16 protein-coding genes are annotated in these 15594 nt (G+C 72.3%); 15 read left to right on the plus strand and 1 reads right to left on the minus strand.

Annotated features, from left to right (window positions below; genetic code table 11):
- The first annotated feature begins 5 nt into the window (after positions 1 to 5).
- The 15 genes from map (at position 6) to CFRA_RS02210 (ending at position 14286) form a co-directional block, all read left to right on the plus strand.
- Complete coding sequence (map, locus tag CFRA_RS02140) at positions 6 to 797, plus strand: type I methionyl aminopeptidase (RefSeq protein ID WP_075663253.1); 792 nt, start codon at positions 6 to 8, stop codon at positions 795 to 797.
- A 197-nt stretch (positions 798 to 994) separates the two neighbouring features.
- A complete protein-coding gene (locus CFRA_RS02145) occupies positions 995 to 1792 on the plus strand; it encodes a L,D-transpeptidase (RefSeq protein WP_075663254.1) in 798 nt (265 codons plus the stop codon).
- 178 nt (positions 1793 to 1970) lie between these two features.
- Complete coding sequence (infA, locus tag CFRA_RS02150) at positions 1971 to 2189, plus strand: translation initiation factor IF-1 (RefSeq protein ID WP_075663255.1); 219 nt, start codon at positions 1971 to 1973, stop codon at positions 2187 to 2189.
- A gap of 194 nt (positions 2190 to 2383) precedes the next feature.
- Positions 2384 to 2752, plus strand: coding sequence for a 30S ribosomal protein S13 (gene rpsM, locus CFRA_RS02155; protein ID WP_075663256.1), 369 nt, complete (start codon positions 2384 to 2386; stop codon positions 2750 to 2752).
- 3 nt (positions 2753 to 2755) lie between these two features.
- Entirely contained in the window at positions 2756 to 3160 is a 405-nt protein-coding gene (gene rpsK / locus CFRA_RS02160; RefSeq protein WP_075663257.1) for a 30S ribosomal protein S11, read from the plus strand.
- A 23-nt stretch (positions 3161 to 3183) separates the two neighbouring features.
- Positions 3184 to 3789: a 30S ribosomal protein S4 gene (rpsD, locus tag CFRA_RS02165; protein ID WP_075663258.1), complete on the plus strand. Its 606-nt coding sequence runs from the start codon at positions 3184 to 3186 to the stop codon at positions 3787 to 3789.
- Between the two features lie 68 nt (positions 3790 to 3857).
- Positions 3858 to 4868, plus strand: coding sequence for a DNA-directed RNA polymerase subunit alpha (locus CFRA_RS02170; RefSeq protein ID WP_075663259.1), 1011 nt, complete (start codon positions 3858 to 3860; stop codon positions 4866 to 4868).
- 37 nt (positions 4869 to 4905) lie between these two features.
- Positions 4906 to 5412: a 50S ribosomal protein L17 gene (rplQ, locus tag CFRA_RS02175; protein ID WP_075663260.1), complete on the plus strand. Its 507-nt coding sequence runs from the start codon at positions 4906 to 4908 to the stop codon at positions 5410 to 5412.
- Between the two features lie 580 nt (positions 5413 to 5992).
- Complete coding sequence (locus tag CFRA_RS02180) at positions 5993 to 6913, plus strand: PRC and DUF2382 domain-containing protein (protein ID WP_075663261.1); 921 nt, start codon at positions 5993 to 5995, stop codon at positions 6911 to 6913.
- A gap of 152 nt (positions 6914 to 7065) precedes the next feature.
- On the plus strand, positions 7066 to 8010 hold the full coding sequence (gene truA / locus CFRA_RS02185) for a tRNA pseudouridine(38-40) synthase TruA (protein ID WP_075663262.1): 945 nt from the start codon (positions 7066 to 7068) through the stop codon (positions 8008 to 8010).
- A gap of 222 nt (positions 8011 to 8232) precedes the next feature.
- Entirely contained in the window at positions 8233 to 9435 is a 1203-nt protein-coding gene (gene eccB, locus CFRA_RS02190; RefSeq protein ID WP_083666779.1) for a type VII secretion protein EccB, read from the plus strand.
- A gap of 124 nt (positions 9436 to 9559) precedes the next feature.
- Positions 9560 to 11074: an FAD-binding oxidoreductase gene (locus CFRA_RS02195; RefSeq protein ID WP_075664810.1), complete on the plus strand. Its 1515-nt coding sequence runs from the start codon at positions 9560 to 9562 to the stop codon at positions 11072 to 11074.
- A 196-nt stretch (positions 11075 to 11270) separates the two neighbouring features.
- A complete protein-coding gene (locus CFRA_RS02200; protein WP_075663263.1) occupies positions 11271 to 12578 on the plus strand; it encodes an SAM-dependent methyltransferase in 1308 nt (435 codons plus the stop codon).
- Positions 12579 to 12727: 149 nt separating this feature from the next.
- Positions 12728 to 13525 carry a hypothetical protein gene (locus tag CFRA_RS11540; RefSeq protein ID WP_156887938.1) on the plus strand — a complete coding sequence of 266 codons (798 nt, stop codon included), beginning with the start codon at positions 12728 to 12730 and terminating at the stop codon, positions 13523 to 13525.
- An 80-nt stretch (positions 13526 to 13605) separates the two neighbouring features.
- The gene (locus CFRA_RS02210) at positions 13606 to 14286 is read left to right on the plus strand and encodes a hypothetical protein (protein ID WP_156887939.1); all 681 of its coding nucleotides are present in this window, start codon (positions 13606 to 13608) and stop codon (positions 14284 to 14286) included.
- A 37-nt stretch (positions 14287 to 14323) separates the two neighbouring features.
- On the opposite strand, the gene CFRA_RS02215 is transcribed toward CFRA_RS02210, so the two are convergent.
- Complete coding sequence (locus CFRA_RS02215; RefSeq protein ID WP_075663266.1) at positions 14324 to 15535, minus strand: S8 family serine peptidase; 1212 nt, start codon at positions 15533 to 15535, stop codon at positions 14324 to 14326.
- Positions 15536 to 15594 lie beyond the last annotated feature (59 nt).

Here is a 15594-nt window from a genome sequence, read left to right on the forward strand (position 1 = left end):
CGAAGTTGATCTTCCGGCGTAAGCGAATCCCGGCGAAGACCCCCGGCGAGCTCGACGCGATGGAGGCCGCCGGCCGCGTGGTCGGCGAGGCTCTTCTCGCCGTGCGCGCCGCGGCCCGTCCCGGGGTGAGCACGAAGGAGCTCGACGCGGTCGCCGAGCAGACCATCCGTGACGCGGGCGCCTACCCGACGTTCCTGGGCTACCAGGGCTTCCCGGGCTCCATCTGCGCCTCCGTCAACGACGTCATCGTGCACGGCATCCCGGACGAGGAGACCGTGCTCGTCGAGGGCGACCTGGTCAGCATCGACTGCGGCGCCACTCTCGACGGCTGGGTCGGCGACTCGGCCTTCAGCTTCGGCGTCGGCGATCTCGATGCGGACTCCCAGGCGCTCAACGAGGCCTGCGAGGAGGTCATGCTCGCCGGTGTTGCCGCCATGGTGCCTGGCGCCCGGCTCTCCGACGTCTCGCACGCCCTCGAGGTGGCCACCCGCGCCGCCGAGGAGCGTCACGGCCTGGCCTTCGGCATCGTCGACGGCTTCGGCGGCCACGGCATCGGCCACGAGATGCACGAGGACCCGTACCTGGCCAACGAGGGCCGTGCCGGCCACGGCCCGGTCATCCAGGACGGCACCACCCTGTGCGTCGAGCCCATGCTGACCCTGGGCACGTGGGACTCGGAGATCCTCGACGACGACTGGACCGTCATCACCGCCGACGGCACCCGCGCTGCCCACTGGGAGCACACCGTCGCCGCCACGGCCGACGGCCCGCGGATCCTGACCCCGCGCGCCGAGTGACGCGTCGGGTCCGCCCCGCTTTCCGACGCCGCCCCGCACCCTCGGGTGTGGGGCGGTTCGGCGTCTGCGGGTGGGCGCCGGCGTGGCCGCCGGCGGGGATCCCGCCGGGAATCTGACGCGGCGACGCCGGGGGAGCGGCGACGCGGCCGTGGGGCGTCGCGCGCGCGGTTGAGTAGGGGAGACGTTATACTCGCCGCATGACTTACAAGCCCCGTCACGCCAAGCCGTCGCGCGCCCGTCGCCGCCTCGGCGCCCTGCTCGCCGGGGGCGCGGCCGCCGCGACTCTCGTGGCCGGCCCGGCGAACGCCAACGCCCAGACCCTCCCCGAGCTCGGTTCCTCCGAGCTCCCGCAGGTCGGCTCCTCCGCCCTGGAGCTGCCCGCCGACTTCCAGGCCCAGATCGACGACCTCGCCAACCAGGCCCGTGAGCAGGCCTGGGACTCGCGCGTGTGGCTGCACCAGCAGGCCGCCGCGCTGCCGCCCGAGATGCAGGAGCCGGCCCGTCAGGTCGTCGACCAGGTCGTCGAGGGCCTGTTCCCCGGCCTGATCGCCCAGAAGAACGCCGAGGAGGCCGCCCGTGTCGCCGCCGCCGAGGCCGCCGCCCGTCCGGCCCCGCCCGCCGCGAACGACGGCGTGGACACCGGTCCCTGCCCGGCGCAGGCCCGCGCGTGCATCGACATCGACGGTGGCCGCACCTGGCTGCAGGACGGCGGCCGCGTCTCCTACGGCCCGGTCCCGATGTCCGCCGGCGCCCCCTCGCCGGCCACGGCGACCCCGAAGGGCACCCACTTCGTCAACCGCAAGGTCAAGGACGAGGTCTCGCACGAGTTCGGCAACGCCCCGATGCCGTACTCGGTGTACTTCACCAACAACGGTGTGGCCTTCCACCAGGGCAACGTCAACCTGCTCTCGCACGGCTGCATCCACCTCAACCACGACGACGCGGTGACCTACTTCGACCAGCTCCAGGTCGGCGACATGGTCTACGTGTACTAGACGCACCACGCCGCCGTGCGCGGCGTCGTCAAGCACCCCGGTCCCACGGCCGGGGTGCTTTTGCCTTTTGCCTGGTACGTCGGTAAACTAACCCGACGGCGTGTGCGGCATCCGCGCATGCCTGACTTGCAGTGCAAACGACGAGGGCGGCCACGGGCCGTCCGGGAATGTGGAGGATATGGCTAAGGAAGGCGCCATCGAGGTCGAGGGCCGTGTCATCGAGCCCCTGCCGAACGCGATGTTCAAGGTCGAGCTGGACAACGGACACCAGGTTCTCGCGCACATCAGCGGAAAGATGCGTCAGCACTACATCCGCATCCTCCCCGAGGACCGCGTGGTCATCGAGCTGTCGCCCTATGACCTCAGCCGCGGTCGCATCGTCTACCGCTACAAGTAGGACATTTTCGCCTCCTCTTTTCCCAGGTACCCCGCTCCCGCACGACGGGCGCGGGGCGCTGCACACCTCCGGCCACGGTGGCTGGAGCCGCGCGCACCACGGCGTACCTCTCCGGGTAACGGTCCGGACGGGACGCCGGTTGGCGTGGACGGAAGAGGAGCAAACCACCGTAACAACCGGAAAGGTACTGCCACATGGCACGTCTAGCCGGCGTCGACCTCCCGCGCAACAAGCGCATGGAGGTCGCGCTCACCTACATCTACGGCATCGGCCCCGCCCGTGCCGCCAAGCTGCTCGAGGAGACCGGCATCTCTCCCGATCTGCGCACCGACAACCTGACCGACGAGCAGGTCTCCGCCCTCCGCGACGTCATCGAGGCGTCCTGGAAGGTCGAGGGTGACCTGCGCCGCGAGGTCCAGGCCGACATCCGTCGCAAGATCGAGATCGGTAGCTACCAGGGTCGCCGCCACCGTCGCGGTCTGCCCGTGCACGGTCAGCGCACCAAGACCAACGCCCGGACCCGCAAGGGCCCGAAGAAGACGATCGCCGGAAAGAAGAAGTAAAACATGCCTCCGAAGACACGCTCTGGCGCACGCCGCAGCGGGCGCCGCACTCCGAAGAAGAACGTGGCCGCAGGCCACGCGTACATCAAGTCCACCTTCAACAACACCATCGTGTCCATCACGGGCCCGAACGGTGACGTGATCTCCTGGGCCTCCTCCGGCCACGTCGGGTTCAAGGGCTCCCGTAAGTCCACCCCGTTCGCCGCGCAGATGGCCGCCGAGAACGCCGCCCGCAAGGCGATGGACCACGGCATGAAGAAGGTCGACGTGTTCGTCAAGGGGCCGGGCTCCGGCCGCGAGACCGCCATCCGCTCCCTCCAGGCCTCCGGCCTCGAGGTCAACTCGATCTCCGACGTGACCCCGCAGCCGCACAACGGCTGCCGTCCGCCGAAGCGTCGCCGCGTCTAAGGGAAAGGAAAGGTTAGGAAGAAATGGCCCGTTACACCGGTCCCGCAACCCGTAAGTCCCGCCGTCTCCGCGTCGACCTCGTCGGCGGAGACCGCTACTTCGAGCGCCGCCCCTACCCGCCGGGTCAGGCCGGCCGCGCCCGCATCAAGGAGTCCGAGTACCTCCTCCAGCTGCAGGAGAAGCAGAAGGCCCGCTTCACCTACGGCGTCATGGAGAAGCAGTTCCACCGCTACTACGAGAAGGCCAACCGCCTTCCCGGCAAGACCGGTGACAACCTGCTGATCCTGCTCGAGTCCCGGCTCGACAACGTCATCTACCGCGCCGGTCTGGCCCGCACCCGCCGCCAGGCCCGCCAGCTGGTCTCCCACGGCCACTTCACCGTGAACGGCAAGAACACCAACGTTCCGTCGTTCCAGGTCTCGCAGTACGACATCATCGACGTGCGCGACCGCTCCAAGAAGATGGTCTGGTTCGAGGAGGCCCAGGAGAACCTGAACGACTCCGTCGTCCCGGCCTGGCTCCAGGTCGTCCCCGACACCCTGCGCATCCTCGTGCACCAGCTGCCCGAGCGCGCCCAGATCGACATCCCGCTGCAGGAGCAGCTCATCGTCGAGCTCTACTCGAAGTAATCCTCCGAGTCCCGTCCTCCACCTTTCCACCTACCGGCGTCATATAGCGGGCGCCAAAGGAGAGAATCATGCTCATTTCTCAGCGACCGTCCCTCACCGAGGAGTACATCGACGAGTCGCGCTCCCGGTTCGTCATCGAGCCGCTGGAGCCCGGCTTCGGCTACACCCTCGGCAACTCGCTGCGTCGCACCCTGCTGTCGTCCATCCCGGGCGCGGCGGTGACCAGCGTCAAGATCGAGGGTGTGCTCCACGAGTTCACCACCATCGCCGGTGTCAAGGAGGACGTCTCGGACGTCATCCTGAACATCAAGTCCATGGTGCTGTCCTCGGACTCCGACGAGCCCGTCGTGATGTACCTGAGCAAGCAGGGCCCGGGCGAGGTCACCGCCGGCGACATTGAGCCGCCGGCCGGTGTCGAGATCCACAACCCGGACCTGCACATCGCCTCGCTCAACGAGCAGGGCAGCCTGGACATCGAGTTCGTGGTCGAGCGCGGCCGCGGCTACGTCCCGGCGGCCCAGACCGCCGGCGAGATCGGCCGTATCCCGGTCGACCAGATCTACTCGCCGGTGCTCAAGGTCAGCTACAAGGTCGAGGCGACCCGCGTCGAGCAGCGCACCGACTTCGACAAGCTGGTCATCGACGTGGAGACGAAGAACTCCATCACCGCCCGCGACGCCATGGCGTCCGCCGGCGGCACCCTCGTCGAGCTGTTCGGGCTCGCCCGCGAGCTCAACGAGCAGGCCGAGGGCATCGAGATCGGGCCCTCCCCGCAGGAGTCCGAGTCGCTGGCCGCCTACAGCATGCCGATCGAGGACCTGAACTTCTCCGTCCGGTCCTACAACTGCCTGAAGCGCCAGGAGATCCACACCGTCGGTGAGCTCGCCGAGTGCACCGAGTCGGACCTGCTGGACATCCGCAACTTCGGGCAGAAGTCGATCAACGAGGTCAAGATCAAGCTGGCCGGCCTTGGGCTCACGCTCAAGGACGCGCCGGAGGACTTCGACCCCACGCAGCTGGAGGGCTACGACGCCGAGACCGGTGGATTCGTGGACGACGAGGCCGAGGACGAAGAGTAGAACGCCCGCTCACCAACTTTCACACGAGGAGTAATCAATGCCTACCCCGAAGAAGGGCGCCCGCCTCGGCGGATCGGCGACCAACCAGCGCAAGGTTCTCGCGAACCTCGCCTCGTCGCTGTTCGAGCACGGCGCCATCAAGACCACGGACGCCAAGGCCAAGGCCCTGCGCCCGTACGCCGAGAAGCTGATCACCAAGGCCAAGGCCGGCACGCTCGCCGACCGCCGCGAGGTCCTGGCCAAGGTCACCAACAAGGCCGTGGTCAAGCACCTCTTCGATGATCTCGCCCCGCAGTTCCAGGGCCGTGAGGGTGGCTACACCCGCATCATCAAGCTGGAGAACCGCACCGGCGACAACGCGCCGATGTCCCAGATCTCCCTGGTCCTCGAGGAGGTCGCCGGCAAGGACGCCTCCCGCGCCAACCGCGTGGCCGCCTCGCAGAAGGCCGAGGAGGAGAAGGCCGCCGAGGCCGACGCCGAGGACAAGGCCGACGAGGCCACCGAGGCTGAGGAGACCGAGGCCGCTGAGGCTGAGGAGAAGTAGTTCTCCCGTACCGGACTGACCCGGTATGAGCCGGCGCCCACCGGGCGCCCGAACCCCGCGCGTGCACCGCGCGGGGTTTCGTCATGTCCGGGGGAGGGGCGCCGCGTCCGCGCGGCGCGGGTACGTCCGGGCACAGCGCACACGGCGTCGGGTGCGCCCGCGGGAGGGGGCGCCGGCGGTGCGGGGACCGCCGACCGCGCGGCGGGGCGTCGGAAATCGGGACGGGGCCCGGGTGACACGTAGGACGACCGGTGAACGTCCGTCACCGCAGTTGGTTTCAGGTGTTACCAAATCTTCATTTCCCGGCCCGTAGTGGAGTGTCGGGGGCTCAAGGCATACGCCCGGCGTGATAAATGGGCTGGCCCCGGGGGCGCGTTTGTCCGCGAAATCGGACCGGGCCGTTCAATTTCCGTTCAATTTCGGCGTCTCGAGGCGTCCTCCGGCCCGCCGTGGGGCGGACAGTACGGCGTTGATGTCCATAGCGTGTCGGGCAGGAAGCGGGGTTCGCCCGCAACCTCTCATTTTCAGACGCATCATCGACCGGGCGCCGCGCGACGGCGCCGAGCGAAAGGAACGAAAAATGGCCAACGAGCGCGAGCTCAAGGAGCTCTTCGAGGCGACCGCCTACGACAACACCGGCGACAAGCTCGGCGACATCAAGGAGATCTTCGTCGACGACGAGACCGGTGCCCCGACCTTCGTCGAGGTGGGCCACGGCCTGTTCGGCATGAGCTCCAGCCTGGTGCCGCTGCGCGGCGCCAACTTCGAGGGCGACGCCCTGAACCTGGCCTTCTCCAAGGACCGCGTCAAGGACGCCCCGGACCTGGACTCCGACCGCAACCTCACCTCGGAGCAGCAGGACGAGCTCTACCGCCACTACGGCGTGCAGGACGCCCCCGGCATCACCGGCGTGGGCTCCGACCGCCGCGAGGCCGCCGCCGGTGAGCGCGAGGTCGCCGGCGACAAGGCCGGTTACGCCGCCGCGGGCGCGGGCGCCGGTGCCGCCGCCGACGGCAAGCACCACGCCGACGCTGACGTCGACGCCCAGCGTCGCGCCGCCGCCGACGTCGACGCCGACCGTCGTGCCGCCGCCGACGTCGACGCCCAGCGTCAGGCCGCCGGCAACCAGGACGAGATGATCCGCTCCGAGGAGCGCCTGAACGTGGGCAAGGAGCGCGTCGCCTCCGGCGAGGCCCGCCTGCGCAAGTACGTCGTCGAGGACACCGAGCAGGTCGAGGTCCCGGTCACCCGCGAGGAGGTCCGCGTCGAGCGCACCCCGATCTCCGAGGAGGAGGCCAAGAACCTGACCGGCAACATCGGCGAGGAGGAGGCCTCGGTCACCCTCCACGAGGAGCGCGTGAACGTCTCCAAGGACACCGTCCCGGTCGAGAAGGTCGCCCTGAACAAGGAGCAGGTCCAGGACACCGAGACCGTCTCCGAGACCGTCCGCAAGGAGCAGTTCGACACCGAGGGCGTCACCGACCCGAAGGCCGGCAAGTAAGCCCTCAGGCCGACATCCCAGGCCCCGCCTGAACCCGACCGCCGCGTCACCCGTCGAGGGAGGCGCGGCGGTCGTCTGCGTAGGTTGGTACCGTTGACGTGTTTCAGCCCAGCGTACGGACGTGAACGCGGAAAGAGAGGCCACGGAACCCGATGAGCCCGGAGACGGGGAGCACCGACCACGGGGAGAGCGCCGGACACGTCCGGCTGCGCCTCGACATCGCCTACGACGGCACCGACTTCCACGGGTGGGCCAGCCAGAAGGACCCGCAGATCCGCACGGTGGAGAGCGAGATCACCGACCGGCTCTCGCTGATCTTCCGCGAGCCGGTGACCCTGACCGTCGCCGGGCGCACCGACGCCGGGGTGCACGCCTCCGGGCAGGTCGCCCACGTCGACGTGCCGGCCGACGTGCTCGGGCAGCGCTCGATCGCCGGCGACCCGGCCCGCCTGGTGCCGCGGCTGCTCAAGCTGCTCGAGGCCGACGTCGTCGTGCGAGCCTGCAGCTTCGCCCCGGCCGGCTTCGACGCCCGTTTCTCCGCGCTGCGCCGTCACTACCGCTACCGCGTGACCACCGCGCCCTCCGGGGCCCTGCCGACCCGGGCGCGCGACACGGCCGTGTGGCCCAAGCCCGTCGAGCTCGACCGGCTCAACGAGGCCGCCGCCCAGCTGATCGGCCTCAACGACTTCGCGGCCTTCTGCCGGCCCAAGGAGCACGCCACCACCGTGCGCGAGCTGCAGGCCTTCACCTGGCACGACGTGTCCACCCCGGCCGAACCGCAGCTCTTCGAGGCCCGGGTGAGCGCCGACGCCTTCTGCTGGTCGATGGTGCGCTCGCTGGTCGGCTGCTGTCTGGCGGTGGGGGAGGGCCGCCGTGAGCCCGAGTTCGCCCGCGCGCTGCTGGCCGAGACCTCCCGCAGCTCCGCCGTGCCGGTCGCCCCGGCCTGCGGGCTCAGCCTCGTCGGCGTCGACTACCCGGCCCCCGACGAACTCGCCGCCCGTGCCGAGACCACCCGCACCAGGCGCACGGTGCCCGCCCCGCCCGCGCACCCGGGCGGGGTCGCCGCCGCAGGCGACGGCGACGAGACCGCCCGGTGAGCGTCGCCTGAACCCGGGGCGCGTATTCCGGGGCCCGTTCCCCGGGGTGCGTACCCGGAGGCCCGCACGTCGTGGCTCGTACCACGGGGTGCGTCCACACACCGCGTTCACCGGGCGCGGCCGCCGGCCCCGCGCTAGGGTGTGCGCCAGAGGCGAGACGGCCCGGCGCCACGCCGGGCCCGCCCGCCAAGGGGGAGTAACGGGGTTCGACGGGGGAGGACCATGTCGCACAGGCACGACCACTCAGCCGCGCGCGGCGCATCCGGCGGCGCACCGGACGGGGCACCCGGGCGCGGGCCGGCGCCGGGACCGGCACCGACGACGCGCGCGCAGGTCTCCGGCCACCGCTTCCTCACCCGCCGCCTGCGCCACGGCCTCGTCTTCGGCGACATCCGCATGATCCACGACCCGCTGGCCCGACGCCGACGCGCCGGGCTGATCGGCGCGGCGGCCGCAGGCCTGGTCGCCGCCGGGGCGGGCCTGCTCGCCGTCGTCGACCCCGCCCCGGACCCCGGCGAGGCCGCCGTCCTGCGCGCCGAGTCCGGCGCCCTCTTCGTGCGCGTCGACGACACCGTGCACCCCGTGGCCAACCTCGCCTCCGCGCGCCTGATCGCCGGCGGCCCCGAGGAGCCCGCCGAGGCCTCCCCGGACGCGCTCGCCGCCCGCCCGCTCGGCCGGCCGGTCGGCATCCCGGGCGCGCCGGGCACCGTCGCCGAGGAGGCCCCGTCACCCGAGGCGCGCTGGGCCGCGTGCGTCGCCCCCGACGGTGCGGTCACCGTGGCCCTCACCGTGCCGCGCCCGCTTGCCGACGCCGCGGGGCTCATCGCCCGGCCGCGCGCGGACGGCGCGCGTTCCGGCACCGTGCGTGACTGGTTGGTCACCGCGGAGGGCCGCCGGGCGCTGCCGGAGGAGGGCACGCCCGAGGGAGACCGGGTGCGCGCCGCCCTCGGCGTCGACCAGGCCACCCGGGTGTGGCGCCCGCCGACGGAGGTGCTCGCCGCCGCCCCGGAGCTGCCGGAGCTGACCGCCGTCGACCTCGACGCGGCCGGCGCGTCCGGCGCGGGCGGCGGTGTGGTCGAGCTGGCCGACCCCACGGACGCGGAGGTGTGCACCGGCGGGCCGGACGCCGCGCTGAGCCTGCACGCCGCGCGGCCCTACGGCGCGGCCGTGGAGCTCCCGGGGGAGGGCACCGCGCAGCGCTTCGCCGGGCCCGGGGCGGGCGCCTTCGCCGTCGACACCGGCCACGGTGTGCAGGTCATCTCCGACAACGGGGTGCGCCACCGGTTGCCGGACCCGGAGGCGGCCGCCGTGCTCGGCCTGCCCGAGCCGCACCCGGGCTGGTGGCCGGTGCTGCGCCTGCTGCCGGAGGGCGCGGCGCTCACCGCCGAGGCCGCCCTCGAGGTCGACGCCCCGGCCCGCCCCTGAGCCGCGCTCCCGGACGCGCGCGACCGGCACCCGCGGCCGGCACCCACGGCGGGCGCGCACGGCGCGCGCCGTCGCGGAACTCTTCGCGGGCGCGCGGCCCGGAACCGGAGTTAGGGTGGCGGTCATGGGTATTCGCGATGCGGCCGTCGGGCTGGCGGCCAAGGCCACTCAGTCGCTTGCGCTCGGGCGCGGGGTCGACCCCGTCAACGTGGAACCTGTGGGCTGGTGGGCGCACCAACGCGGCGTCGACAAGCTCACGGAGAGTTTCCGCGCGATCCCCGCAGGCCAGCGCGCCCGGCTGGCGAAGAAGACCTCGAACCTCTTCCGCGGCCGCTCCGGCGACGCCGCGGGCCTGGACGTCTCCGGGCTGCACGGGGTCATCGCCGTCGACCCGGTGGCCAAGACCGCCGACGTGCAGGGCATGTGCACCTACGAGGACCTCGTCGACGCCACCTTGCCGCACGGCCTGGTGCCGATGGTCGTCCCGCAGCTGAAGACCATCACCCTCGGCGGGGCGGTCAGCGGCATGGGTGTGGAGTCGACCTGCTTCCGCAACGGGCTGCCCCACGAGTCGGTCACCGAGATGGACATCCTCACCGGCACCGGTGAGATCGTCACCTGCTCGCCGGAGCGCAACGTCGACCTCTACCGCGGCTTCCCCAACTCCTACGGTTCGCTGGGCTACGCGGTGCGCCTGCGCGTGCTGCTCGAGGACGCCCCGGCCGCCGTCGAGCTGCGCCACGTGCGCTTCCACGACCCCGACACCTTCGCCGCCGCGCTCGGCACCGCCGCCGAGACGGCCGAGTACGAGGGCGTCCGCGTCGACTACCTGGACGCGGTGGTCTTCTCCCCGGAGGAGCTCTACCTGGTGCTCGGCACCGCCTCCGAGGAGGAGGGGCCGGTCAGCGACTACACCCGCGAGCGGGTCTACTACCGCTCCATCCAGCACCCCGAGGGTGTGCTGCGCGACCGGCTGGCCTTCCGCGACTACCTGTGGCGCTGGGACATCGACTGGTTCTGGTGCTCGCGGGCCTTCGGCGCGCAGGACCCGACGGTGCGCCGCCTGTGGCCGCGCAGCCTGCGCCGCTCGAGCTTCTACTGGAAGCTGGTCGGCCTGGACCGCCGCTTCGACATCGAGCACCGGCTGACCCGGGCGCGCACCGGCGAGCCGCACCGTGAGCGGGTGGTCCAGGACGTCGAGGTGACCACCGACCGGCTCGCCGAGTGGCTGCGCTGGTTCTTCGACTCCTGCGACATCCAGCCGATGTGGCTGTGCCCGATCCGGCTGCGCGCCGGCTCCGAGAAGCTGGTCGGCACCGGCGAGCTGACCGCCGCAGCCGACGCGCCCTGGCCGCTCTACCCGCTCAAGCCCGGCACCACCTGGATCAACGCCGGCTTCTGGTCGGCGGTGCCCGGCGACCTGATGGGCCCGGACGCCGGCGAGGGCGCCTTCAACCGCGCGATCGAGGCGAAGGTCCACGAGCTCGGCGGGCACAAGTCGCTGTACTCGGAGGCCTTCTACACCCGCGAGCAGTTCGAGGCGCTCTACGGCGGCGAACTTCCCGCCCGGCTCAAGGGCGTCTTCGACCCGGACGGGCGCTTCCCCGGCCTCTACGAGAAGACCGTCGAGGGCGCCTGAGCGGGCACCGGGCTGCGCGTCGGGGCCCGCGCCGCGGGCACCGGGTCCCGCGCCGCGGCCTGCGCCGCCGCTCGCGCCGGGCGCCCTTCCACCCCGCCGGAGCGCACCCGCCGAACGGTGCACTGATTCAACGGGCGAATTAGTCGCAGACGATTAGACTGGCATGTCAGTCGGTTGAGAAAGGATAGTGAACGCGATGACCGCCTCCTCCGAGAAGGACTCCACGATGACCGTCGGTGAGATCATCGACAAGCTCGTCGAGGCGCCGAACCCCTTCCGATGGGAGGCCTTCGACGGTTCGACCGCCGGCCCCGCCGACGCGAAGTACACGGTGCGCATCCTCAGCCCGGAGGGTCTGTCCTACATCGCGACCAGCCCCGGCGACGTCGGCTTCGCCCGCGCCTGGGTCACCGGCGGCATGGAGGTCGAGGGCGAGCACCTGGCCCACCCCTACGGCATCTTCGACACCCTGCGTGACCTCTACGGGCAGTTCCGCAAGCCCTCGGCCGGCGAGCTGCTCAAGATCTACGCCGAGCTGCGCAGGATGGGCGCGCTGCAGATCCAGCCGCTGCCCGAGGTCGAGCGCTCCTCCTTCCTCGAGCGTTCTCTGCGCCAGGGCCTGTCGCGCCACTCCAAGGAGCGCGACGCGGACGTCATCTCCGCCCACTACGACGTGGGCAACGAGTTCTACGAGCTCTTCCTCGGCGACACGATGACCTACACCTGCGCCTACTACCCGAGCGAGGACGCCGGCCTCGACGACGCGCAGATCAACAAGTACCGCCTCGTCTTCGAGAAGCTGCGCCTCAAGGAGGGCGACCGCCTGCTCGACATCGGCTGCGGCTGGGGCGGGATGGCCCGCTACGCCGCGCGCCGGGGCGTGCACGTCATCGCCGTGACGCTCTCCCAGGAGCAGGCCGAGTGGGGCCGCGCCGCCGTGGAGGCCGACGGCCTGGGCGACCTCGCCGAGATCCGCTACCAGGACTACCGCGACGTGCCCGAGTCCGACTTCGACGCCGTCAGCTCCATCGGGCTGCTCGAGCACGTCGGCGTGAAGAACTACGCGGACTACTTCGAGTTCCTCTCCGGCAAGCTGCGCCCGGGCGGGCTGATGCTCAACCACTGCATCACCTACCCGGACAACCACAAGACCCGCAAGGGCGAGTTCATCGACCGCTACATCTTCCCGGACGGCGAGCTGACCGGCTCCGGCACCGTGGTGCGCAAGATGCAGGACCACGGCTTCGAGGTGCTCCACGAGGAGAACCTGCGCTTCGACTACATGCGCACGCTGCGTGACTGGTGCGAGAACCTCAAGGCCAACTGGGACCGCGCCGTCGACCTGGTGGGGCTGCCCACCGCGAAGCTGTGGGGGATGTACATGGCCGGCTCCGAGTGGGGTTTCGAGCACAACGTCGTGCAGCTGCACCAGGTGCTCGGCGTCAAGCTCGACGAGAACGGCTCGCGCTGCGGGGTGCCCGAGCGCATGTGGTGGCGCCCCTGAGCAGGGAGCGCTCCCCGCAGCACTGGCCGCGGGACCCGCGGGCTTTCTAGGTTGAGGCCGTACCGCGACGCACGGACCGCCGTGCGTCGCCCCGACCTCCCAGGAGTACCGCCATGTCCCGTGCCGCCCTCCGCCGTCGACTCGCCCGCGTGAGCGTCGCTTTCCGACGCCGCGCGGCGCTCGCCGTCTGCGTGCTGGGGCTCGGCGTGGGTGCGGCGTCCTGCGCCGGTCAGGCCGGTGCCGGGAACGGGCCGGTCTACGGGCCTGAGCCGGAGCCCGCCCCGGGGACCGTCGCCGCCACCGCCCGGGACGCCGCGGCGGAGTCCGCCGCGCGGAGCACGGCGGAGACGGCCGGGTTCGGTGCGGGAACCGCCGGTGCGGCGGCGACGGCGGGCCCCGAGGCCACCGCGACTCCGCCCGGTCCCGCCGTCAACGGGAGCCTGCGGGTCTTCGACGACGGCCGGGAGGCCACCGCGCAGCTGAGCAACCCCGACGGCTCCTTCCGCGCGACCACCCGCGCGCCGGGTGGCGCGGTCGCCCCGGTGGCGCTGGGCTTCACCGGGGCGCGCGAGCACGGCTTCGACCGCCTCGACGTCCGCCTCGACCAGGCGGACAACCGCGCGATGCTCGTCTACGGCGCCCCGGGCGCGGGTCGGCCGACCCGCTCGCTGGCCGGCACCGACACCGCCGCGGTCTACCTGAGCAGCCGGGACGTCAACGGCGAGGTCTTCGGCGAGCGCGACTGCGCGGTCGACCTCGAGTTCCGCGACCCGGCCGGGGCGGCTATCCCGTCGGCGGGCACGGTCCACCGCCAGACCTGCAACGGGTGGGTGACCGCCCCGCTTCCGGAGCAGACGGGCCCGGCCCAGCTGCGCGTCACGGTCGCGATGTCCGGCTTCGAGCCGCTCGTGATCGCCCAGCCGATCGTGCTCGCCGGGAATGCCTGACCTCGTCCCGGCGCCTCCTGGTGCGCACCCTTAAAGTGAGGTGCGCACCACCGATGACCTGACCGCCCTAGGAGTCCGCCGTGTCCCTGTCCCGTCCCGCCCGCATGACCCTCGCCGCGGCCCTCGGCACCGCCGCGCTGACCCTCGGGGCCTGCACGATCGGGGACCCGGAGCCGGACGCGCCGGTGTTGACCACCCGGCCGCAGACCTCGCCCGCGCAGTCAAGCCCGGCGGCCTCGAGCACCGCGGGCACCTCGAGCGCGACCTCGTCGTCGACCACGACGAAGGCGGCGGGTGACCCCAACGAGAAGCTGGCCAACGGCGACGGCACCTACCGGCTCACCGACGACGCCCCGGACCCGGACCGCCCGCCCGAGGACGTCTCGGCGACCTTCAGCAACCTCGACGACGAGGGCTTCAAGCGGCTGACGGTGACCTTCAGCGACGACTACATGAACGCCTACCTCCAGCACGAGGGTGCCAAGCGGTCCGACGGGCTTTGGGTCAGCATCGGCGGCGAGACGACCGACGGCAAGGACCTCGAGGGCATGCGGTGCTCCTTCAAGCACGAGATCTTCGACGAAGCGGGCGTGAGCATCTCGCGGCCCGACCCCTCGGAGGGCTTCGAGAACAACTCGTGCAAGACCTACGTGGTCGACCTGCCCGAGGACGCGCTCGGGCCCCAGTCGGTCCAGGTGACCATCGCCCGGCCCGGCCACAAGCCCTTCGTGGTCCGCCAGGACATCATCAACGTCGGATAGGCCCGGTCACGTTCAGGGCCCGCCGCTTCAGGACCTCCTACCGACGCCCGCCCACGGCCAGGCCCACCACCAGGCCGGACAGCGCCAGGATCGCCAGGATCCCGACACCGACGGCCGCCGCGCGCCCGGTCACCGAGGTGTCGGCGGGAACGGGTGCGGCGATGCGTTCCCCGTCTTCTCCGCTTGACGACGCCCCGCGGCCCCCGTCGGCGGTTCCCGCACCCCCGCCGGCGCCTGCGGCGCCCGCGTCGACGCCTCCTGCACCGCCGCCTGCGCGGGCGCTCTCCGGCACGTGCAGGTGGCCGAGCACCTGGTGGGCGTCGACCGCCCCGTGCGGCGGCTGGGCCGCCTGGCGCAGGTGCGCGCGCAGCAGCGCCGGCGAGGCCTCGGGGTGGCGTTCGATGAGCGCGGCGGCCAACCCGCTGACCACCGGCGCGGCGAAGCTGGTGCCCTCGAAGCCGCGGGCGGTGCCGCTCTCCGGGTCGGTCACGCCGGTGGCCAGGCCCGCCCCGCCCGGGTCCAGCCCCACGGCCACGGTCCCCGGGGCGGCCAGCGAGCCGGGCCCGGCGGCCACCGAGTAGTCGGCCAACCGGTGCTCGTCGGCCAGCGCGGTGACGGTGAGCACCGTCTCGGCGTGACCGGGGTAGACCACCGAACCCGGCGGGCAGTCCGCCGAGGCGTTGCCGGCGGCGGCGACCACCACGGCGCCCTCGGCCTCGGCCCGCGCGAGCGCCTCGTCCAGGCTGCCGGTGTCCATGCCCGCCGCGCGCCTCGGCTCCACGCAGGCGACCACGGAGGCGTTGATCACCCGCGCGCCCTGGTCCAGGGCCTCGTGGATCGCCCGGGCCAACCCGCCGAGGGTGCCCGAGCCCTCCCGCTGCGCCCCCGCGGCACCGGGGCCGGCGGGGGAGCGGTAGTGCGCGCTGGACTGGCGCACGCTGACGATCCGCGCGCCGGGGGCGATGCCGACCAGCGCGTCCTGCTCCGAGGGGCGGGCGGCGATGACACCTGCGACGACGGTGCCGTGTCCGTCGCAGTCGCGCAGCGGGTCCGGCGCGTCCGGGGTGACCAGGTCGGCGCCCGGCACCACCCCGCCGAGGCGCGGGTGGTCGGCGACCCCGGTGTCGATGACGGCGACGATCACCCCGGACCCGGTGGCCAGGCCGTGGCCGCGGTCGGCCACCGGCGGCACCGCGAGTTCCCGCGGCGGGGTGCCCACCACGCAGGCGCGGTCGGGTTCGGCGCCCACCGCGGCCGGTTGGACGGGTGGGGCGGACAGGACGAGGAGCATCCCGGCGGCGGCGCAGG

This window comes from Corynebacterium frankenforstense DSM 45800 (assembly GCF_001941485.1).
Taxonomy (GTDB): domain Bacteria; phylum Actinomycetota; class Actinomycetes; order Mycobacteriales; family Mycobacteriaceae; genus Corynebacterium; species Corynebacterium frankenforstense.